The organism is Radiobacillus deserti (assembly GCF_007301515.1).
Taxonomy (GTDB): domain Bacteria; phylum Bacillota; class Bacilli; order Bacillales; family Amphibacillaceae; genus Radiobacillus; species Radiobacillus deserti.
The window spans coordinates 2,254,320-2,276,392 of sequence record NZ_CP041666.1 but is presented as its reverse complement, the minus strand read 5'-3'; the positions used below and the strand labels follow the sequence as shown (position 1 = coordinate 2,276,392).

22 protein-coding genes and 2 pseudogenes are annotated in these 22,073 nt (G+C 38.7%); 18 read left to right on the top strand and 6 right to left on the bottom strand.

The annotated features are described in order from the left end of the window. Positions 1 to 132: 132 nt before the first annotated feature. The 5 genes and pseudogenes from FN924_RS12105 to FN924_RS19880 all read left to right on the top strand — a co-directional run bounded on the left by FN924_RS12105 (position 133) and on the right by FN924_RS19880 (position 3,736). Positions 133 to 501, top strand: a complete 369-nt coding sequence (locus FN924_RS12105) for a hypothetical protein (protein ID WP_143894830.1) — start codon at positions 133 to 135, stop codon at positions 499 to 501. Continuing rightward, a complete protein-coding gene (locus FN924_RS12100; protein WP_143894828.1) occupies positions 428 to 757 on the top strand; it encodes a DUF2953 domain-containing protein in 330 nt (109 codons plus the stop codon). The genes FN924_RS12105 and FN924_RS12100 overlap by 74 nt, the downstream gene beginning before the upstream one ends. A gap of 14 nt (positions 758 to 771) precedes the next feature. Further along, entirely contained in the window at positions 772 to 1,296 is a 525-nt protein-coding gene (gene ytfJ, locus FN924_RS12095; RefSeq protein ID WP_143894826.1) for a GerW family sporulation protein, read from the top strand. A 110-nt stretch (positions 1,297 to 1,406) separates the two neighbouring features. After that, a complete protein-coding gene (locus FN924_RS12090; RefSeq protein ID WP_143894824.1) occupies positions 1,407 to 2,399 on the top strand; it encodes a class I SAM-dependent methyltransferase in 993 nt (330 codons plus the stop codon). A gap of 132 nt (positions 2,400 to 2,531) precedes the next feature. Further along, positions 2,532 to 3,736, top strand: a pseudogene (locus FN924_RS19880) (acetate kinase). 49 nt (positions 3,737 to 3,785) lie between these two features. On the opposite strand, the gene FN924_RS12080 reads toward FN924_RS19880, so the two are convergent. Both FN924_RS12080 and FN924_RS12075 read right to left on the bottom strand, forming a co-directional pair. Continuing rightward, complete coding sequence (locus FN924_RS12080) at positions 3,786 to 4,226, bottom strand: universal stress protein (protein WP_143894822.1); 441 nt, start codon at positions 4,224 to 4,226, stop codon at positions 3,786 to 3,788. 154 nt (positions 4,227 to 4,380) lie between these two features. Further along, complete coding sequence (locus tag FN924_RS12075; protein ID WP_143894820.1) at positions 4,381 to 5,466, bottom strand: M24 family metallopeptidase; 1,086 nt, start codon at positions 5,464 to 5,466, stop codon at positions 4,381 to 4,383. A 197-nt stretch (positions 5,467 to 5,663) separates the two neighbouring features. Here FN924_RS12075 and FN924_RS12070 point away from each other — a divergent pair, with 197 nt between their 5' ends. The 7 genes and pseudogenes from FN924_RS12070 (at position 5,664) to FN924_RS12040 (ending at position 11,966) form a co-directional block, all read left to right on the top strand. Continuing rightward, complete coding sequence (locus tag FN924_RS12070; protein WP_143894818.1) at positions 5,664 to 6,173, top strand: DUF4178 domain-containing protein; 510 nt, start codon at positions 5,664 to 5,666, stop codon at positions 6,171 to 6,173. Between the two features lie 15 nt (positions 6,174 to 6,188). Next, complete coding sequence (locus FN924_RS12065; protein ID WP_143894816.1) at positions 6,189 to 6,857, top strand: PspA/IM30 family protein; 669 nt, start codon at positions 6,189 to 6,191, stop codon at positions 6,855 to 6,857. A 93-nt stretch (positions 6,858 to 6,950) separates the two neighbouring features. Continuing rightward, on the top strand, positions 6,951 to 7,586 hold the full coding sequence (locus tag FN924_RS12060; protein WP_143894814.1) for a DUF4247 domain-containing protein: 636 nt from the start codon (positions 6,951 to 6,953) through the stop codon (positions 7,584 to 7,586). A 15-nt stretch (positions 7,587 to 7,601) separates the two neighbouring features. After that, entirely contained in the window at positions 7,602 to 7,997 is a 396-nt protein-coding gene (locus FN924_RS12055; RefSeq protein ID WP_143894812.1) for a DUF350 domain-containing protein, read from the top strand. Between the two features lie 68 nt (positions 7,998 to 8,065). Further along, positions 8,066 to 9,637, top strand: a complete 1,572-nt coding sequence (locus FN924_RS12050) for a polyamine aminopropyltransferase (protein WP_143894810.1) — start codon at positions 8,066 to 8,068, stop codon at positions 9,635 to 9,637. A gap of 45 nt (positions 9,638 to 9,682) precedes the next feature. After that, positions 9,683 to 10,363, top strand: coding sequence for a metal-dependent hydrolase (locus tag FN924_RS12045; protein ID WP_143894808.1), 681 nt, complete (start codon positions 9,683 to 9,685; stop codon positions 10,361 to 10,363). 288 nt (positions 10,364 to 10,651) lie between these two features. Continuing rightward, positions 10,652 to 11,966 (top strand): annotated as a pseudogene (locus FN924_RS12040) (DRTGG domain-containing protein). 41 nt (positions 11,967 to 12,007) lie between these two features. Here the strand turns inward: FN924_RS12040 and FN924_RS12035 are convergent. Continuing rightward, entirely contained in the window at positions 12,008 to 12,307 is a 300-nt protein-coding gene (locus tag FN924_RS12035; RefSeq protein WP_143894806.1) for a YtpI family protein, read from the bottom strand. A 111-nt stretch (positions 12,308 to 12,418) separates the two neighbouring features. On the opposite strand from FN924_RS12035, the gene FN924_RS12030 reads away from it, so the two are divergent. After that, a complete protein-coding gene (locus FN924_RS12030; RefSeq protein ID WP_143894804.1) occupies positions 12,419 to 13,363 on the top strand; it encodes a DHH family phosphoesterase in 945 nt (314 codons plus the stop codon). Between the two features lie 70 nt (positions 13,364 to 13,433). On the opposite strand, the gene FN924_RS12025 is transcribed toward FN924_RS12030, so the two are convergent. The 3 genes from FN924_RS12025 to FN924_RS12015 form a co-directional block, all read right to left on the bottom strand. Then, positions 13,434 to 13,631 (bottom strand): YtzJ family protein, encoded by a 198-nt coding sequence (locus FN924_RS12025; protein ID WP_143894802.1) that lies wholly within the window; start codon positions 13,629 to 13,631, stop codon positions 13,434 to 13,436. A 97-nt stretch (positions 13,632 to 13,728) separates the two neighbouring features. Further along, entirely contained in the window at positions 13,729 to 14,232 is a 504-nt protein-coding gene (gene ytrI / locus FN924_RS12020; RefSeq protein ID WP_143894800.1) for a sporulation membrane protein YtrI, read from the bottom strand. Beyond that, positions 14,232 to 14,567 (bottom strand): sporulation membrane protein YtrH, encoded by a 336-nt coding sequence (locus FN924_RS12015; protein WP_143894799.1) that lies wholly within the window; start codon positions 14,565 to 14,567, stop codon positions 14,232 to 14,234. Before FN924_RS12015 ends, ytrI begins: the two co-directional genes overlap by 1 nt. 160 nt (positions 14,568 to 14,727) lie before the next feature. Here FN924_RS12015 and dnaE point away from each other — a divergent pair, with 160 nt between their 5' ends. The 5 genes from dnaE (at position 14,728) to accA (ending at position 22,012) form a co-directional block, all read left to right on the top strand. After that, positions 14,728 to 18,072 (top strand): DNA polymerase III subunit alpha, encoded by a 3,345-nt coding sequence (gene dnaE / locus FN924_RS12010; protein ID WP_143897205.1) that lies wholly within the window; start codon positions 14,728 to 14,730, stop codon positions 18,070 to 18,072. A 173-nt stretch (positions 18,073 to 18,245) separates the two neighbouring features. Continuing rightward, a complete protein-coding gene (locus FN924_RS12005) occupies positions 18,246 to 19,481 on the top strand; it encodes an NADP-dependent malic enzyme (protein ID WP_143894797.1) in 1,236 nt (411 codons plus the stop codon). 29 nt (positions 19,482 to 19,510) lie between these two features. Next, positions 19,511 to 20,131, top strand: a complete 621-nt coding sequence (locus FN924_RS12000) for a FadR/GntR family transcriptional regulator (RefSeq protein WP_143894795.1) — start codon at positions 19,511 to 19,513, stop codon at positions 20,129 to 20,131. Between the two features lie 52 nt (positions 20,132 to 20,183). Beyond that, on the top strand, positions 20,184 to 21,044 hold the full coding sequence (gene accD, locus FN924_RS11995) for an acetyl-CoA carboxylase, carboxyltransferase subunit beta (RefSeq protein WP_143894793.1): 861 nt from the start codon (positions 20,184 to 20,186) through the stop codon (positions 21,042 to 21,044). After that, positions 21,041 to 22,012 carry an acetyl-CoA carboxylase carboxyl transferase subunit alpha gene (accA, locus tag FN924_RS11990; protein WP_143894791.1) on the top strand — a complete coding sequence of 324 codons (972 nt, stop codon included), beginning with the start codon at positions 21,041 to 21,043 and terminating at the stop codon, positions 22,010 to 22,012. Before accD ends, accA begins: the two co-directional genes overlap by 4 nt. Positions 22,013 to 22,073: the final 61 nt, after the last annotated feature.

The following is a 22,073-nucleotide window of genomic DNA, read 5'->3' as shown; positions in this document are numbered from 1 at the left end:
TTCCTCCATTCTGTTATGTAAGCAACTTTCTCCTCCATCGTATCATCCTTTTTATATAAATCCTAGCGTAAGCGGATTCTTCGTTTAAATCGGTCCAACTATGAAAATAATGAGGAATATGGAGGTGTGCGTATGATATGGGTCGTGTGTGTATTTTTGCTAATCCTTTTATGTATTGTGGTATTTTTCTTACCAATCTATACAACATGTAACCTTGTTCTTATACCAAAACAAAGCGAAATAATGGTTTCGTTAAAGATTTGGAAAATTCCCATCTTAAAAAGGCAGTTATCGTTTGATGAGATGGACAAGATGCCAGACATTAGTACTACGTTTCAAGATCATGCATCGTATTCAGATCCTTATTTAAAAAAAATTAAGTGGATGGAAAAACTGGGTTCAATCGACGAAGCAGCGAAAGAAAGCAATGGAAAAATTGCTTCGACCAGTGAAGATTCACCGCTTCCATTGGATAAGCAGAATTGGCGTTGGAGATGCTAGTATCACCGGTATGCTGACTGGTGCAGTATGGGGGATGAAAGGTACCGTTCTTCATTATGTAAGTAAGCATATGACCTTTAAAAAGAAACCGACTCTACAAGTCATTCCACTGTTTCAACATACTTATTCGATGACAAAGTTAGAATGTATGGTTTCCATTCGAGTAGGACAAGCTATATACGCATTCATTCAATTTATGAAAAGTACAAAAAAACAACGGAAGCAAGTTCAAACTAGTAATTTGCCACAATCCTAAGGAGGAAAAGGAACATGAATGAACACCCAATTGAAGGTTTGATGACAACGGCGATGGAAAATCTTAAAGATATGGTAGATGTTAATACCATCATCGGTGACCCAATTGAGTCTCCAGATGGTACCGTTATCATAACAGTATCGAAAGTAGGATTTGGATTTGCTGCAGGTGGAAGTGATTTTTATATGCAGCAAAGCGGTGGATCAGATTCTTCTTCTAGCTCAGAGCAACCCCTTCCATTTGGTGGAGGAAGCGGTGGCGGTGTCTCCATTACACCGATAGCCTTTTTAATTGTAAACAGCAACGGTGTTCAAATGATTCATCTAGACCAACATACACACCTTTATGAGAAAATGCTTGATTTGGCTCCCCAGGCTGTTGAAAAGATACAAGAAGTGTTAAAAGGCTCCCAAAAAGGGGAGAACAAAGGAAAAGAGGATAAGAAAGGCGAAAAGAAAGACGACAAAAAAGATGACAAAAAAGATGATAACAAAGAATCCAAAGACAAATCATCCGGAGATGATGACGCTAGCATTTAGTATCATTATATTAGACATTCATTTTAACTGCCTTCATAATAATGTGGAGGCGGTTTTTACTTTTTAACTAGAAGATGAATACCGGTGTAAGGGATTGGAGGAACATATTAATGAATGAACAACATGTTGAAGCTTTTTATTTATGGATAGATGAAATGGCAGAAAAGATAGAGCATCAAGTGGAAGTACCTTATCTAGAAGCCATTGCGATTGGCTTGGAGTACTATCTTGGACAAGCCCCTACAGAACCTATGAATGAAATGCTGGAGCAGTATCTACATAAAAAAGTAAGAGAATTACACATAGAGCAGTATGAGAAAGAGGAGATTCGAAAAGGTCTTCAACTTGCCATCTTAAAAGGGATGAAAGATGGCGCCCAGCAACAGCATCTTGTTACACCAGATACAGTAGCAATTTTCATTGGGTATCTTGTACAGAAGATGCTTGGCTCCAAGCAAGAAAAAATCCGAATTTTTGATCCAGCTTGCGGAACATCCAACTTGTTAACAGCAGTCCTTAACCAATTGGGGGATGGTGTAGAGTCCTATGGAAGTGAAGTGGACCCTTTATTAATTAGACTAGCTCTAGCTAGTGCTAATCTTCAAGAAATCGAAGTGGAGTATTTTCACCAGGATAGTCTAAGTCCATTTTTACTAGAGCCGGTAGATGTGACGATTTGTGATCTACCTGTTGGGTACTACCCAGATGATATACGAGCTAATGATTACGAATTAAAAGCAGACCAAGGTCACTCGTATGCACATCATTTATTTATAGAACAAAGCATCAAATATACGAAAAAAGGTGGGTACCTATTTTTTGTAGTCCCAAATTTTCTGTTTGATAGTGATCAAGCAGACAAGCTTCATAATTTTCTGCATAAGCATGCTCATGTAGTTGGATTATTACAATTACCAGCTTCTATGTTTAAATCAGAGCAAAATGCAAAAAGTATCTTTATAGTCCAGAAAAAAGGAGACCATACAAAAGCTCCTAAAGAAGCGTTAATTGCTCAACTTCCGTCCTTTAAAGATGCCTATGCAACAGACAATATTTTGAAGAAAATAAACGATTGGTTTGAGACAGAAAGATTTACAGAATAATGAGAATATAAAAATTTTGTGTCGCAAGCGTTACCATTATAGGATTGTAATTGCAAACTTAGGCGTCGGGTGTTTAAATGGTAGAGGAATTAATGATCGAAGGACTTTGAAGTCAAGAAAGGATTGAATACATTGAGTAATATATTAGCAATAAATGCTGGTAGTTCTTCTTTAAAATTTCAACTTATTGAAATGCCCGAGGAAAAAGTATTGACGAAAGGTCTAGTGGAACGCATTGGAATCGCAGATTCTGTATTTACAATCGAAGTGAATGATGAAAAAGATACAACTGTTAAAGATATTGCGAATCATGAAGATGCTGTCAAAATGTTGTTGGATAAATTAATTACCAACCAAGTCATTCAGTCCTTTGATGAAATCGATGCAATAGGTCATCGTGTTTGTACATGGTGGAGAGAAATTTAGTGATTCTGTGTTGATTGATGACACAATTATTCAAGAAATAGAGGAAGTCTCTGACTTAGCTCCTTTACACAATCCAGCTAACTTAACTGGAATAAAAGCATTTCGTGAAATTTTACCGAATGTACCTGCTGTCGCAGTATTTGATACAGCATTTCACCAAACGATGCCCGAGCAGTCCTATCTTTATAGCCTACCATACGAGTACTACAAACAATATGGAATTAGAAAAATATGGCTTCCACGGCACATCTCACAAATATGTCTCTCAGCGTGCTGCAGAGTTATTAGGGATGCCGCTGGAAAATCTTCGACTAATTTCTTGTCACCTAGGAAATGGTGCTAGTATTGCCGCTATTGAAAACGGGAAATCGATAGATACGTCCATGGGATTCACACCGTTAGCTGGTGTTACGATGGGGACAAGATCTGGAAATATTGACCCTGCATTAATTCCTTATATTATGGATAAAACAGGCAAGAGTGCTGCTGAAGTAATGAATGTACTGAACAAGGAAAGCGGAATGCTGGCTCTATCTGGTTTTTCTAGTGATTTACGAGATATCACACAAAAAGCGAAAGAAAATGATGAGCGAGCAGAGCTTGCATTAGAAGTATTTGCGGAAAGAATTCATAAATATTTAGGTTCGTACGCAGCGAGAATGCATGGGGTAGATGCTATTATCTTTACTGCAGGGGTTGGAGAAAACAGTATTGAAGTTAGAGAAAGAGTATTAAAAGGTTTAGAATTCATGGGTGTTTATTGGGACCCTAGCTTGAATCAAATTCGCGGAAAAGAAACATTCTTAAACTATCCACATTCCCCGGTTAAAGTGATTGTAATCCCTACAAACGAAGAAGTAATGATTGCTCGCGATGCCGTTGAAAAGGGCTTGAAAGTTGCACAGCATTAAGAAAACGAGAGGAGAACATCACGTTCTCCTCTTTTCTTGTTTATTATTGTTAGGAGCCTCGAACTACAAGTACATCACATTTCGCATAACGAGTAATGCTCTCAGATACACTTCCAATTAAAAAACGTTCTACAGCATTTAAGCCTGTTGCACCACAAATAATGAGGTCAGCGTTGCATTGAACGGCAACATCCTTTGGAATTTTCACTTTTGGAGATCCGTAATCAATGAGTGTTTCTACATAACCTACACCCGCGTCTATCGCTTTTTGTTCATACTCTTTCAATAAGGTATTTCCATATCCTTCTGCTCGATCTGCCAGCGAATGATCATAGGCTTCCAAGGTCGTGAAGGTTCTCGTGTCTACAATATGGGAAAGAATCATTTTTGCGTGGTTACGCTTACATATGTCTACTGCCTTTAAAAATGCATGCTCAGAAGCTTCAGAGCCGTCTACTGCTACTAAAATACGATGATATTCAAATTTCATAGAAAACACTCCCTTCTTACTTTTATTATATCACCATCCCCACTAGGCGAAAGCGGATTTTTGTGACGCTTTTTTGAAATAAAACCGGAATGTAAACATAGATAAAAAGAAGCATCCGAACGAATTTGCTGTCCAATTTGTTCGGATGCTAGGTTTATTTAATAATTTGCAACTCTTTCGGATAAGAAGTTAAAAGTTCTGCTCCTTTTTCGGTTACGAATATTTCATCTTCAATTCGTACACCGCCAATTCCTGGGACATAGACACCAGGCTCGATGGTAAAGCTCATTCCTTTTCTAATGTTTAAAGAATTACTAGTGGTTAAGGATGGGAACTCATGAACATCAATGCCAATGCCATGTCCAATTCGATGCGTAAAGTAAGGTCCATAGCCGGCATTTTGGATATGGTCTCGAGCCGCTTTATCGATAGTGCCAATTTCAAATCCTTGTTGAACTTGATCTATTGCTTTTTTCTGTGCTTCTAAAACGGTTTGATATATTTCTTTTTGCTTATCTTCCATATGGTGGAAAGCTACTGTTCGAGTTATATCGGAACAATATCCGTTCCACACAACACCGAGGTCAAATAAGACAAGGTCCCCTTTTTCGATCTTTTTCATACCTGGCGTTCCGTGTGGAGATGCCGTTTTCTGGCCAGATAGAACCATGGTCGAAAATGACATTTCTCGAACACCTTGCTTCTTCAATGCATATTCGATAGCTGCTAAAATTTCTAATTCCGTTTTGCCTTCTGAGATGGACTCTATCCCAACTTTCACCCCATAATCCGCAAGGGAAGCTGCCTCTTTTAATAGTCGATATTCATCAGCTTCTTTGATCAATCGAACTTGATTTAGTAGCTCTGTAAAGTCCTCGAAGACGGTTCGGTCAAACAAACTTGTTAGTGTTTCATAGCGAGAGACAGATAACTGCTCTTTTTCAATTCCAATCCGTTGCGGGTTCTTTTCCAAATAGGTCTCAAAAAATGCCCAAGGGTCCTCTGTATCGCTATATGCAAGAAAATCTCCATCCCAACCAGCATGTTTTGCATCTTCTTTTTCCATTCCTGGTAAGATAAGCAGACGGTTTCCACTGGTGTCTATGTAAAGGGCGACTAACCTTTCATGAGGGTCTGTAAAGTAATTCGTATAGTAATAGATATTTGCTTTGGAAGTAATAAACGCACCGTCTATTCCTTCGGCTTCCATATGTTGTAATAATCGATCAACTCTAGTCATTTCAATCCTTCCCTTCCAAATAGATAGCTATAGTATAACAAACAAATAAAATTCTTCTAAGTAAGAACGGACTAAAGATATTCCATGTTTGTTATAATAATCTATAGGAATTTTTTTTAGAAAAAATGAAACAGAAAAGATTTTGATTCGTATTAATTAAATATAAGGGAAATTCCCGTAGAAATGAGGTGCACCATTTGGGATTGTTCTCCAAATTATTTCAAAAAAAGGAAGAAAAGCCACCTGTTAGAGAGCGTACAGTTCTTTCCCTTCAGGTTGGGGATATTGTTGTGTATGATTTAACAGATTACGAAGTAGTCGGGAAGATTACTTATCGTGATCATTCCTATGAATGGGTTGCTTATCAGCTATTAGAAGGTCGTAATACTATATGGCTTTCTGCTGAAATGGATGATGAACTAGAATTAGGTATATACCGTAAAATACCTTTACAAGTTTCGGAGCCATTTCCTAAAGAGCTACACTATGATGGGAAGACCTATTATTTAGACGAAAAAGGTCGTGCTACTGTTGTAGGAGAAGGTCGTAGCCAAAACATAAACGGTCGAACTACCGATTATGCAGATTATTACGATGAAGAGGAAGAACACTACTTAAGTGTGGAAAGCTGGGGTAGTGAAATAGAAGTAAGCTATGGCTATCCAATTGAAGAATATGAAGTCAAAGTCATTGCAGGTTCTAATTAATAAGGAGGAGTTTACATGTTTAAATTTTTCAAACGTGTTAGCACAGTCGTAAGTTCAGAGTTAAATGCGATGTTAGACAAAGCAGAAGATCCAGTAAAGATGTTAGACCAATTTATGCGTGATATGGAATCTGATATTCGGGAAGTGGAAAGCTCTGTTGCCAAGCAAATTGCAAACGAAAAAATGTTAAAGCGCAAATATGAAGACGCGTTATCGATTGTAGAAAAGCGTCAAGATCAAGCGGAGAAAGCAATTGAAGCTGGGAATGATGATCTAGCAAGAAGAGCGCTAGAAGATAAGAAAGACCACCAAGAACAAGCGGACTCTTTCCAAGCATCTTGGGAAAGAGCGAAAGCTGATGCAGATACGCTTAGAAGTAAACTGGATGAAATGAAAAAAGAATACCAAGAAATGAAATTGAAAAAAGATTCCTTAAAAGCTCGTGCTGAGACAGCGAAGACGAAAACAAAAATTAATAGATCGATGTCTTCGATTGGAAATGATGAATCGAAACGTGGCTTCGAACGCATGGAAGAAAAGGTGATGCAATTCGAAGCAGAAGCTGAAACTAGTGAAGACTTGTCCGCTGCTAGTAAATCGCTAGACGACGAATTCGAAGCACTCGAAGATAACGGCGTAGACGATGAATTAGCAGCACTTAAAAAGAAATTAGGAAAAGAATAGGTAATTGTCACAAGATGAACCCTTGTATTCTTGTTACAGGGGTTCTCTATTGTGTTCATTTGGTGTATAAATGGAAGGAAGGAGGGAGTTAAGTTGAGGAAGAAGGGATTTCTTGTTGCGGTGTTAGGTCTTTTCTTTGTATTGTTAACCGCATGTGGACAACAGATGTCTTTTGATGAATCGGAGCCACAAGTATCGGTGGACAATATTCCGGATGAACCATCAGCATCCGAATTACGTGATCAACTAAATCAATCGACGACTAACGATATTGAAGCACTTATTTCGAATCATTTCTTCTTGTTGGATGTCGTGAATACGGATAACGGAAATGCAAACATTTATGCAACGAGAAGATTTAATGTTCAAGAGACAGTAGAACTATTACGTGAGAAAATTCAACCAGAAGAAGTTAGTGATTACAAAGATAATCAACAGATTCTAGCTTATCCCGACCATTTTGTTTCCATAAAGCAAAGCGAAGAAGATTCTGATGTAACCTTTATTGAGGTTGCGAATGATGAATTTGTCCGCAATCATTATTCACCGAGCTTCTTAAATACATACTTTAATTATTTGCTATTAAGCAGATTATTAGATGTGGATGATTGGGATAAACGTCGTAGACAGTGTCAAAATGGTGGGTGTTATGGTGGTTATACAACAAGTACGTCACCGGGCCGAGGAATGTCTGATTATCGTGGTGGAGGACCTGGTTCAGGAAAATAATAAGGAGGGTATAAAATGGGACCATTTGTTTTAACATTTATTTATTTCATTATTGCAGTAGCAATTGTCGTGATAGGCTTAGTTATTTTTGAATGGATTACAACAAAATACAAAGACTGGGAAGAAATTAAAAACGGAAATACAGCTGTAGCATTATCAATTTCAGGGAAGATCATTGGAATTTGTATTATATTATCTTTTGCAATTTATAACAGTGTTGTCGTGACCGAAACAATCATTTGGGGTGCGTACGGTGTTCTTTTACAAATGATTGCATATTTCATCTTTGAAGGATTGACTAGAAGTTTTTCCGTTCAGACAAAATTAAAAGAGAACAATGTCGCGGTTGGAATTGTATCTCTAGGTGTATCTGTCGGTCTAGCATTTGTTATCGGAGCCTCTATTACATAATACTGGCTACTGGTAAAATCTAAAAGTCTGGTTCTGTGTAGGGAACCAGACTTTCCTCTTGCAAAAAGATGAGACAACGGAGTGATAGGATGGAGCATCAAGCAGTCAATCAAAGTAAATTTATTTATTGGGCTTCAGGAATTGTTTCCATCTGTGGAATCGTTTTTGAAGTTCTTTTTGGTGCGTTAGGTTCTTATATCTTAGGAGATGGTGTCAAACAATACACGTTAACGATATCGCTGTTTCTGACTGGTATGGGAATCGGCGCAAGTGTAAGTGAAAAAGTACTAAAACAACTAGTAATTGCCTTTGTGTACATCGAATTTTCTGTTGCGTTAATTGGCGGTTTTTCGAGTTTTACTATGTTTGGGATTACGGCATACTCACCAGCTGGATCTGATGCAATATTCTTATATGTAATCACCTTCCTGGTGGGTGCATTAACGGGCGTGGAGTTGCCGATTCTCATTCGAAAAGCAAATGAATTAGGAGTAAGCTTAAATCGCAGTACGGCTCGGGTTCTTTTCTCTGATTATGCCGGTGGATTAATTGGAGGACTGTTATTTGTTTTTTTCTTACGCCCTTATTTAGGTATGGTAAAAACCGCATTTTTTGGTGGATTTATAAATATCTCCGTCGCTCTCGTGGTATTGTGGCTCTTTCGTAAAGAAATGAAAAAGCTCTCTCTTCACTTTACGATTGGCTTAACCATTGCAATTCTATTATTCCTAGGATTTCTTTTTGGGGAAGAAGCTGCTTTTTCTTTTGAACAAAAATTGTACAAGGATCCCATCATTCATATGGAGGAAAGCAAATACCAAAAAATTATTCTTACGGAAGAGGAAGGAGATGTCCGTCTTTATTTAGATGGGCAATTGCAATTGAGCTCCATCGATGAATTTCGTTATCATGAATTACTCGTTCATCCAACGTTTGCCCAAGCGGAAGAACATAAACGTGTTCTTATATTAGGAGGCGGAGATGGAGTAGCCGCTAAGGAAGCTCTGAAATATAAAGAAGTGGAATCTATCACGCTGGTTGACCTAGACCCAGCTGTTGTTGAGTTAGCCAAGCATAATCGTTGGTTAACAAGTTTAAATCAGGGGAGTTTAGAGAATGAGAAAGTACACGTCGTTCATATGGACGCATTTGAATATTTAGAAAAATCCAAGGAGCGATTTGATGTTATTTTAGTAGATCTTCCTGATCCGAATAATGAGAGCCTAAACAAGCTATATACGAAGGAATTTTATTCTTTAGTCCGGAACCATACCAAGGCTGGTGGCGCATTTATGGTACAAGCAACAAGTCCTGTCTTTGCTACGGATGTCTATTGGACGATTACGAACACGATTGCTTCCACAGGGGTTCATACAGAAAACTTTCACACGGACGTTCCGAGCTTCGGAAACTGGGGATTTGTACTAGGAAGTCGAAACCCGATAGAGGTTGAAAGGTTAGCTGTTGATGTGGAGACAAGATATTTAAAAACGGAAATGCTTAAGGGATTAACCTATTTTGGAAAGGATGAAGATGCTGAAATTATGAACGAACAAGGAGAGCCATTAGAGCTTGCGGTTAATAGTCTCATTGACCCAATTCTTATTCAATTATATGAAAATGCTTGGAAATACTATTAATTGGGTATAAAGGTAATAGACGATATATAGAAAGGGGAATGAAAGATGAAAGTATCATTTCATGGACAATCGGCAGTGTTTATTCAAACCGAAACTCATCGAATCATTGTAGATCCATTCATAACGGGTAATGGAAGCTCAGACTTGGATCCGGAAACGTTAGAAGTCGATGCTATTTTACTTACCCACGGACATAATGATCATGTTGGGGACACGATCGAAATTGCCAAGCGAAATAATGCGCTAGTAGTAGCTCCAAATGAGCTTGCGGTTTATTTAGAAAGCAGAGGATTAAACACCCACCCACTTCACATTGGAGGGAGTCATGAATTTGATTTCGGTCGGGTGAAGCTTACACAGGCTTTTCATGGGTCTGCTTTTACAGATGAAGAAGGGAATGTCATCTATGGTGGTATGCCAGCTGGGATCTTATTCTTTGCAGAAGGAAAAACAATTTACCATGCTGGAGACACTGGGTTATTCTCGGATTTAAAACTAATTGGGGAATTAAACAATATTGATTTGGCATTCCTTCCAATTGGAGACAACTTTACTATGGGACCTGAGGATGCGCTTATTGCAGCGGAATGGGTAAACGCGAAATATGTCGTGCCAGTGCACTATAATACATTTCCTTTAATTGAACAGGATGGAGATGCATTTGCTAGTAAAGTGAAGCCTGGTAAGGGAATTGCGCTTAAGCCTGGTGAATCGATTGATTTGTAAATAATAGGAAGGGTATAGCTGTTTTAAAGCTATACCTTTTTTATGAATTCAAGCGTTTATTAAAACAGTTTTTCCAATACTGGTGGAACAGTTTCTTTTAATGTGTAGTTCTGTACTAATGTTAGTTTTGTAAAAAGGATGACTTGTTAAAAAGATTCACTTGGATTCTGTTATGGAACACGCCGATTTGGAAAAGGGGAGCAAAGATAAAATTGATACAGCCATCAATCATCTGTATAATACATTACATATAGTCGAATTAGTACAGTTGAAAGATTGGTGAATACGTTGGCAACAAAACATGAACAAATCCTTGAATTTATTGAGTCCCTTACTGTAGGGAACAAAATTTCGGTAAGACAGATTGCCAAAAAACTAGATGTCAGTGAGGGTACTGCTTATAGAGCTATAAAGGAAGCGGAAAATCAAGGCCTAGTAAGCACGATAGAACGGGTTGGAACAATCCGTATAGAAAGAAAGAACAAAGAAAACTTTGAAAACCTTACCTTTGCTGAAATTATTAGTATTGTGGATGGTCAGGTGCTTGGTGGAAGAGAAGGGCTTTATAAGACGTTAAACAAGTTTGTCATAGGGGCAATGAAGCTAGATGCGATGATGCGATACACGGAAAAGGATTCCTTACTTATCATAGGAAATCGTACGGAAGCTCATGAGCTAGCGCTGAAAGAAGGTGCTGCTGTGCTTATCACAGGTGGTTTTGATACTGATGACCATGTAAAGAAACTAGCAGATGAGAAAAAGCTACCAATCATGTCAACGAGCTACGATACATTTACAGTCGCAGCCATGATTAACCGTGCTATTTATGACCAATTGATTAAAAAAGAAATTGTATTAGTAGAAGATATTTATACATCCTTAGAGGATGCTTATTACTTAATACACGGAGATACGCTTGAGAAGTGGTATATGTTAAATGAAACGACCAAGCATAGTAGGTTCCCTGTTGTAGATGATAAAAACAGAGTGATCGGAATGATAACGTCCAAAGACGTTATTGATAAAGACCGCTTGCTAACCGTAGAAAAAGTTATGACGAAAAATCCGATGAAGGTTCAGAAAGAAAACGTCACTAGCATATGCTGCACATATGATGGTCTGGGAAGGAATCGAAATCATGCCCGTTGTGGATTCCCATCAACACTTGGCTGGTTTAATTTCTCGGCAAGATGTGTTGAAGGCATTACAGCATATTCAACGTCAACCACAGGTAGGAGAAACCATTGAGGACATTGCAACAAGTAGAATAGAAGTTGTGCAAGATGAAGCACATGGAACCGTCTATCAAGCACAGGTTACCCCACAGATGACGAATCAACTTGGTTCTTTATCATATGGCGTATTCACTTCTTTTGTAACCGAAGCAAGTAGTCGATTACTTCGACAATTTAAAAAAGGAAATCTTGTCGTTGAAAATTTAACGATTTATTTTATTAAGCCGGTACAACTTGATAGTCGGCTAGAAATTCGGCCTCGCTTATTAGAAGTTAGTCGGAAATTCGCCAAAGTGGATGTAGAAGTATATAATGAAAAAATTATGGTAGGAAAGGCACTTTTAATGGCTCAATTAATGGATCGCTAAATCTGCACAAATAAAAAAGGCCCTACATAAGAGCCTGATCGCTAATCTTCTTTTGCTTGTAGATGCTGAGCTTGATCTCGATAAAAACGAGTTCTTTTAATGCCATCCCATGCCTGTAGTCCACCGATAAAAAGAAATAATATACCGATTAAAAGAGAAAATCGCGTTTGATAAAATAAATACTGATTAATTCCAAAGAAAAAGACAAACGATCCTAAGCAAATCTTACTTTTAGACTGATAATAATGCTGAAACAATGGTTCATTTGTACGGATTATAGCAACCTTGTAATAGATGTATAAAACGAAGGAAAGAACAATTATAATGGGGAAAATGATCATACCTATCTACTCCTAACTGAATCAAACTACGTTACCCATTTTAGCGTTTTTTCTTCACTTTTACTAGAAAAAATAAAGAATACGGATTAGAAAAAGAAATGAGGGATATGTATGATAGCTTCAATATTAGAAAAAATTAAAGAATATGAGACAATCATCATTCATCGTCATGTGCGACCAGACCCCGATGCATTCGGCTCACAGAAAGGGTTAGGAGAAATCATTAAGGGAAGTTTCCCAAATAAACACGTTTATTTAGTCGGTGATGAGGATCCGTCCTTAAGCTTTTTAGCTGACATGGATAAAGTGGAGGATGAAGTCTATCAAGGTGCTCTAGTGATAGTATGTGACACTGCAAATCAAGCTCGTGTATCGGACCAAAGGTATGTAAAGGGAAAAGAGCTTATCAAAATTGACCATCACCCAAATGTGGATCCATATGGAGATATTATGTGGGTAGATACAAACGCCAGCTCTACTAGTGAATTAATCTATGAACTATATTTAGAAGGTAAGGATAAGGGATTTGTGTGCACAAATGAAGCTGCACGTTTATTGTATGGTGGGATTGTTGGGGATACAGGTCGTTTTTTATTTCCAAGTACGACTTCTAAAACGTTCCGATATGCTGCGGAGCTCGTTACATATGACTTTGATCGTTCTGCTTTATATGATGGCATATACACAACGCCAGAACATGTTGCCCGTTTTAAAGGGTATATTTTGCAGCATATTGAAATCTCAGAATCGGGGCTATGCGCAATTAAAATTGATCAAGAAACATTAGAAAAGTTCGGAATTTCTGCAATGGAAACAAGCCAGCTAGTTGGCATCTTAGGTGATGTGGAAGGCATACTAGCTTGGGCATTTTTTGTAGAAGAAGAAGATTTGATACGAGTTCGGCTTCGATCCAAAGGTCCAGTTATTAATGAAATTGCCGCAAAATACAATGGCGGTGGCCATCCACTGGCATCTGGAGCTTCTATTTCTAAATGGGAAGAAATGGATCAGGTTATTGCGGATTTAGAGGAAGCCTGTAAAGTACATCATAAATAAGAAACGACAACTTGGTCATGGTACGCCAAGTTGTTTTTCGTTTCCATAAAAATGACCTTCATTGGAAGGTCTAATGAGTTTGTGCTGGTTTTTCTGGAATGAACCAGCAGCCACTTTCGGTTTGATCTAAAATGACAGGTAAGTTCCGTTTATTAATTTCTCTTTGCATAAGGCGAGTAAGTTCATTTGTTTCTGCATACGCTGAGTAACCATTGGCTAAACGATCCATCTGTTCATCAACTAGACGACGTGTGTGAATAATGAACATGGTAGTCACTCCTTTACAAATGATTTCTACCTTAATTATATGTGAGGAAGCGCTTTTTTGCTATATAATTCAGAAAATTTCATACAATTGTCACGTGTTAGTTCTTTAGTTCTAGTTCTACTTCGACTCGAACAACTGGTGCAATGGTTAACATCTTGACGGATACAGTAAACTTCATATCATCAATCGTATATTGCTTGTTTTGAATAGCCGCTTTCAGTAGGTTTCCATTAGAGGCAATAGTGCTTACTTTTTTGCCTAAAACGTCACTTATTTGTTCTTTTATATATTGTTTCGTCTGATGTTCTAATAGTCGATCAAGCTTTAATGTCTCTTGATTCACAAGGATGATTTCAATTTCTTGCACAATCATCTGTTCCTGAGCTTGTTCATCAAGCTCAGATTTTTGTTGGGACAAGGATTTTATTTTTAATTCAAGGTTAGAAATCTGTTCCTGAAGCTTCAGATTGTCCGTCGCCCATTGTTCGTAAAGGCGACCGTGCATGTATAAAAATATGATAAAGGAAAGAATAGCTCCGACAAAACAACCTGCTAAAAAACGTTGCCAGCTTTCTTTTTTAAATAAATGTGGGAAATGCATTAATCCACACTCTCCTGTGTAAACCACTCTATAATTAATAATGCAGTCTGAACCCCGGCCATAGCGAACACGATAAGAAGAACTTGTTTCACTACATCTATAGTGGAACCTTCATAAATACCACGTTCAAAGTTGGAGATGGCATCAAACGTTCCGCCAATTGCAGCAACAATTGCCCAAATGCGTAATCCTTTGGCGATTCGACGCATCACGGTTAACGGAGGTTCACCGGTAGCGAAAGCTCCGATACTTCCAATGAATGTTCCACCCATAATGACACCTAAAGCAATAAAATAACAATGAATGATGGATGAAATAAAACGTTCTTCCTCCATAGTTGTTCACCCTTTATACAAAATATGTGTCGTTCCGCATGTCTAAATCATGCAGGCAATGCCTACTCCATTTTATGAATTCGTTGTACAAGTTATGTTATTCGTTTCAACAGGTCTTCGATTTAGATATAATAAAGCTATAGAAAAGGCGGGAGAAGAAATGGAGTTTACACATTTACAAATACGAACAGGTTACAGTTTACTGAAGAGTACAATTTCAATTCAGCATCTTGTCCAATCAGCAGTAGATAAAGGATATACAGCACTCGCTATAACGGATGAAATGGTATTACATGGTGTTATTCCTTTTTATCGAGCATGTCAAAAGGCAGGCATTAAACCTATCATTGGCATGGTGGTATTTGTACGCTATGAAGAGACGAGTGTACCTTGTATTTTGTTAGCCAAAAATAATATGGGGTATGAACAATTGATAGCGTTAAGCAGTACCATTCAGCTTAACAAGCAGACAGATATTCCTTTTTCAGATTTAAATAGATACACTGATCACGTTATTGGTATATTGCCTTGGGAAAATACGAGTCTCCCTTTATGGATTGAACAAAATGAAACCGAACGGGTACAGGATTACTTAAGTAAGTGGACAACTTTGTTCCGAGAAGGAGATTTTTATATTGGGGTTTCGGAGGCAAATGATAAGATTCGTCTTACCATGGCATTTATTCAAAAGCATGTCTCGAAGTCAATATTATATACAGCAATCCGGGATGTAAGATATGTAGAACGAGACGAGGAAGAAGCATACAGATGTCTTCAAGCTATGAAGGATAGTCGCAAGTGGCAAGTGGAATCAAGTGACGGGTCAAGGGAGTTGCATTTCGCTTCTAAACAGGATATGGAGCTTCTATTTCCGGACAAATGGGCAAAACTCTTGGAAGCATCACACCGTATTGCACAAGCATGTGATGTTTCCATATCCTTTGATCAGTCATTACTGCCATCCTATCCTGTTCCCGATGGGAAGGATGCTTTTACATACTTGGAAAGCCTTTGTTTTCAATCCATTCCTTCTAGATATAACGAACGGACACCAGAAGTAGAGCAACGTTTAACCTATGAACTATCCGTCATTAAGAAAATGGATTTTAGTGACTATTTTCTTATTGTTTGGGATTTTATTAAGTATGCAAAAGAGAATGGAATTATGGTTGGACCGGGAAGAGGTTCTGCAGCTGGTTCTCTCGTTGCCTATCTGTTACAGATTACAGATGTGGATCCGCTCGAGCATAATCTCCTGTTTGAGCGGTTTCTGAATCCAGAGCGTATCACGATGCCAGATATTGACATTGATTTTTCAGATCACCGACGCGATGAGGTTATTCGATATGTTCAGCAAAAATACGGGGCTGAACATGTTGCTCAAATTGCAACCTTTGGTACCTTTGCTGCTAGGTCGACTTTAAGAGAGCTAGCGAAAACCATGAATGTAGATCAACAAGATTTAACTTTTCTATTAAAACATGTTTCTAGTTCAACAGGAAGCTTGGCCAATGCTGTGAAGCAGTCGGCTGAGTTGAGAGAATATATCCAAGCAAATGACGGATTAAAAAAATTGTTTCAAATCGCTCATCAGTTAGAAGGGTTACCGCGGCATGTTTCCACCCATGCAGCAGGTGTATTAATTAGCAAAAGTCCTCTGCAAAAACATGTGCCGTTAATGGCGGGTCATCATGACATCGCCTTAACGCAATATGCAATGAATGAAGTACAGCAGTTAGGATTATTAAAAATGGACTTTCTCGGACTTCGCAATCTAAGCTTGATGGAAAGGATTACTCGTGCCATTCAGCGGAATGTAGATCCTAATTTTAGGTTAGAAACGATTCCTTTTCAGGACGAAAAGACATTTACATTACTACAGTCCGGGGCAACGAGTGGAATATTTCAATTGGAATCTCAAGGTATGCAGCAAGTGTTAACATCCTTGAAGCCGACAGAATTTGAAGACGTTGTAGCGGTGAACGCCTTGTTCCGTCCTGGTCCGATGGAATATATTCCAACTTATATCAAAAGAAAGCATAATCAGGAACCAATTAACTATCCACATCGCGTATTACAGCCTATCCTTGAGAAAACGTATGGTGTGTTAGTGTACCAGGAACAAATTATGCAGATAGCTCATACAATGGCGGGCTTTCGTTTAGGGCAAGCTGACATCCTAAGAAGGGCCGTCTCCAAAAAAGATCATTTAGTAATGAATGAACAAAAACAATTGTTCATTCAAGGTTGTATAGAACAAGGGTATGAGCGTTCAGTAGCGGAAGAGATTTTTGCGTGGATTGTTCGTTTTGCGAATTACGGCTTTAACCGAAGTCATGCGGTTGCCTACAGTGTTATCTCGTATCAGCTGGCGTATTTAAAAGCCCATTATCCAGCTTTCTTTATGGCAGAGCTTTTAAGCTCTGTATCTAATCAACAAGAAAAAGTGCGCACATATATAAAAGAAGCAAGTGAATTGGGCATTTCTACATTACCACCCTCTATAAATAAAAGCTTTGGAAGGTTTACCGTTGATGGGAAAGGTAAACTAAGGGTAGGGTTTTTAACACTTAAAGGGATTGGTCATCAAGTTATTACTGAGATAATGGAAGCTAGAAAAAGCGGTCCATTTAAGCATCTATTTGATTTTTGCATGCGTGTGTCGTTGAAAATTGTAACTCGTCCTATTCTTGAAACGCTTATCATGTCAGGAGCGTTTGATGAGACATACGCGAACCGCGCTAGTATGTTAGCCACTATTGATCAAGCAAGAGAACAAGCGGAACTATTTAAAGAGTTTGATGATCAGCCTTCTTTTTTTGAAGGAGATGTTCAATTGGACGAGGCTTATGTGGAGATGGAAGATTTCTCGCAAATAAAAAAACTAGAGATGGAAAAAGAAGTATTAGGGATTTATTTATCTAGTCATCCTTTAGCGGAATATAGAGAACTTCTTAGAGCGAACGGATATATCACTTTTCGCAATGCTCGTAAGTTAGTTGGTCAAAAACAATTACGAGGAAGTGCTATTATTCAAGAAGTAAAAACGATTCGGACCAAACGTGGTGAATCCATGGCTTTCTTGTCCTTAGGGGATGAAACGGATGAGATGGATGGAGTTGTATTTCCAGATTTATATCGAACGATTAGTAGATGGTTAAAAGAAGAATCCATGGTTTTGCTAAAAGGGAAGGTTGAAAACCGTAACGGAAGGCTACAATGGGTCTTAGAGGACGTCCAACCATTTAAAGAAGAAGCATTAATTACAGAAGTAGTTCAACGGGTGTTTTTGAAAATAACGGAGCAAAATGATCAAAAAGTACTAGAGAAGATGGAGACACTCGCAAATCAATATCCAGGGACGGTTCCTATTATTGTGTACCATGAACAGAATAGGACATCCTATCAATTAGCAGGAAAATATAATATTAAGCTTACGAGAGAAGCAATCCAATCCTTGAATCATACGTTTGGAAAAGAAAATGTGGTCATTAAAGGGACATAATAGGCGTAAGGTTGATAGTAGAAGGTGGACAAGATAAATAGGAAAAAGGGTATAAGTGCATCCACTTTACACTCTTTTTCCATCTGTTATAATGTAGTAGTTAAGTGGTCAGACCAATATTGGAAAAGTCGCACAATTCAATTCTTTGAGTGAATAAAAGGAGCGGGGTCTAGTTGTCAAATTTAAGAGATGAGGCTTTACATATTCATCGAATGAATAAAGGAAAGTTATCTACACAATCCAAAATACCAGTAAAGAATGCACGAGATTTAAGTTTAGCTTATTCTCCTGGTGTTGCGGAACCTTGTAAAGAAATCTATAACCAAAAAGAAGCGGTTTATGAGTACACCATGAAGGGAAACATGGTTGCTGTTGTAAGTGATGGTTCTGCCGTATTAGGTCTTGGAAATATTGGACCAGAAGCAGCGTTACCAGTTATGGAGGGTAAATCGGTATTGTTTAAAAGCTTTGCCGGAGTAGATTCTTTTCCAATCTGTCTAGATACACATGACGTAGATGAAATTGTTCGCACGGTTAAATTGATGGAGCCGACTTTTGGCGGAGTGAATCTGGAGGATATCGCGGCCCCGAATTGCTTTGTTATCGAGGAACGGTTAAAAAAAGAAACGAATATTCCTATATTTCATGATGATCAACACGGTACTGCCATTGTAACCGTCGCTGGTCTATTAAATGCGCTCAAATTAGTAGGCAAGAAATTCTCTGATATAAAGGTCGTAGCTAATGGTGCTGGGGCAGCGGGTATTGCTATTATTAAATTACTTCATAGTTTTGGTGTTAGAGATATGATTATGTGTGATTCCAAAGGCGCGATATTTGAAGGTCGAAAATATGGAATGAATGAAGTAAAAGATGAAGTTGCTAAGATGACGAATAAAGATAAGGTCGAAGGAAATCTAGAAGAGGTGATGGAGGGCGCGGACGTCTTTATCGGGGTTTCCGTAGGTGGTCTACTCTCAGAAGAAATGGTTCGTACGATGAAGGATGACTCCATTATTTTTGCGATGGCAAATCCTGATCCTGAGATTATGCCGGAGGCTGCAAAAAATGCAGGTGCACGAGTGATTGGAACGGGTCGCTCTGATTTTCCGAACCAAGTCAATAACGTACTTGCATTTCCAGGAATTTTTAGAGGGGCATTGGATGTTCGGGCAACAAGAATCAATGAGAAGATGAAAATTGCAGCCGCGGAGGCCATTGCAGCCTTAATTAGTGATGATGAATTAAATGAAGACTATGTTATACCGGCTCCATTTGACCCTAGAGTAGCCCCTGCAGTAGCTGCAAGCGTGGCAAAAGCAGCGATGGAGTCTGGTGTGGCGAGAATACAAGTCGATCCAGAGGAAGTTGCAGAAAAGACGAGAAGATTAACGCTAATTGAAGACTAGCCAATTAACGTTAGGGAGGCTATCCGTCATTGTTTCAATCTGAAAAAGTAAAAGTTTATGAAGAAGTATTAAGTGAGATACGCAATTATATTACGAATCATCAATTGTCACCTGGGGATAAGCTTCCATCGGAAAGAGAGCTAGCAGAACAATTAGACGCTGGTCGCTCCTCTGTAAGAGAAGCGTTAAGAGCATTAGAACTTTTAGGATTAATAGAGACGAGAAGGGGAGAAGGGACCTTCCTTAGACAGTACAGAACCCATCGAACAGTCGAACTTTTATCGACGTTTATTCTACATGAGCCACAAACGAAAAAAGACATTCTTGCAACAAAGCGAATTATGGAAAAAGAAGCGGCTAAACTTGCATATGGTAATCTTCACGAGGACGTCATGAAAGAGTTGCAAGTAATTGGTACAAGCACTGAACTAGATGACAGAGAGAAACACCATACGTTTTTCGTTCTTCTTTTTCAGCATTCACAAAATTATCTCATGTACAAGATATGGCAATTAGTGGAAGACTTTTCTCACACTGTTCATCAGATTTCTTATACATCCTCTTTTTACAAGGAATTGTTGGAAGTATTTGTGAATGGTCGCTTGGAAGATATAGAACCGTTATTTGATACATTATACAAAGAAGAATAAGGGAATCATTCAGAACACGACCTTCTGGATTTTACTAAAGGAGGAATATCCCTTGCTAAAGGACTTTTTTAATAAAAAGAAGAAATATGCACCTATTCCTAGGGAGGAAGCAAAGCAAGATGTTCCTCAAGGAATCATGCAGAAATGTATGGGGTGCCAAAAGATCTTTTATCGAAAAGAAATGGAGAAAAATCTCAATGTGTGCCCACAATGTGGTCACCATCATCAAATGGACTCCTATACACGTATCGAACATTTAATGGATCCTAATACGTTTGTGGAATGGGATAAAGGCATGACGACGAAAAATCCGTTAGATTTCCCCGATTATGAGGAGAAATTGGAAAAGGATCGTAAGAAAACGGGACTAAATGAAGCGGTTGTCACCGGTAAAGGTGCGATCAATGGGGTAGCAACCGTTATTGCTGTGATGGATGCGCGTTTTCGGATGGGAAGCATGGGATCTGTTGTTGGGGAGAAGATTGCTCGAGCAATTGAGAAAGCGAAGGAATCCTCCCTTCCGTTTATTATTTTCACTGCATCTGGTGGCGCTCGGATGCAAGAAGGAATGTTAAGTCTCATGCAAATGAGTAAAACATCCGTGGCGATCGAGCGCTTTAGCAGATCCGGTGGCTTGATGATTTCCGTCATGACGAATCCAACAACAGGTGGAGTATCTGCAAGCTTTGCATCGATAGGGGACTATAACTTTGCAGAACCTGGTGCACTGATTGGCTTTGCCGGCAGAAGAATCATTGAACAAACCATTAGGGAAGAACTACCTGATGATTTCCAAACTGCCGAATTCCAGCTTGAACATGGTCAGCTAGACAAAGTAATAAACCGACTTGAGATGAGAGATATGTTGGGAACAATCCTGGATATCCATTATGAGGGAGGTAATGCCTCATGAAACAAGTATTAGAATTCGAGAAGCCGGTTCTCGAATTAAAGGATAAAATCAATGAGCTAAAAAACATTACTAAAACTAGTGATGTAGATTTAACAGAAGATATTGCTCGTATGGAACAACGTTTAGCTAAGTTAGAGGAAGATATATATCGAAATCTTAAGCCTTGGGACCGTGTTCAAATTGCTCGGCATTCAGATCGACCGACAACACTAGATTATGTGGAAAGGCTCTTTACCGACTTCATCGAATTCCATGGCGATCGACTGTATGCAGACGACGAAGCGATTGTAACTGGGATTGGCAAATTTCAAGGACAATCTGTCACAATCGTCGGGCATCAGAGAGGGAAGAATACGAAAGAAAACATCACAAGGAACTTTGGGATGCCACACCCTGAAGGATATCGAAAAGCATTAAGACATATGAAGCAAGCGGACAAGTTTAATCGTCCGATTATTAGTTTTATAGATACAAAAGGAGCTTACCCTGGTAAGGCAGCTGAGGAAAGAGGGCAAAGTGAAGCAATTGCACGTAACTTGATGGAAATGGCTGGACTTCGCGTTCCGATTATTTGTATTGTGATTGGAGAAGGTGGAAGTGGTGGTGCCTTAGGATTAGGTATTGGAGATCGCATCCATATGCTGGAGAATTCAACGTATTCCGTTATTTCTCCCGAAGGTGCAGCAGCCTTATTATGGAAGGATTCTGCGCAAGCTCAGCGAGCAGAAACGATGCAAATTACTTCCTATGATTTAAAATCATTAGGTATTATTGATGAGATTATTCAAGAACCGAGTGGCGGAGCCCACCGTAATGTAGACGAACAAGCAAAAGCTATTAAAAACGTTCTTGTTAAATCACTAAACGAACTTCGGCCACTAGGATCAGAAGTATTATTAGAAAAACGTTGGGAAAAGTATAAGCAAATCGGAGACTATTCTGAGTTAACCAATGATGCCTCTTGCTAATAAAGCAAGAGGCTATGTTTATAATAAATACCGTATAATTGCGTCAATTCGGTTAATTTTT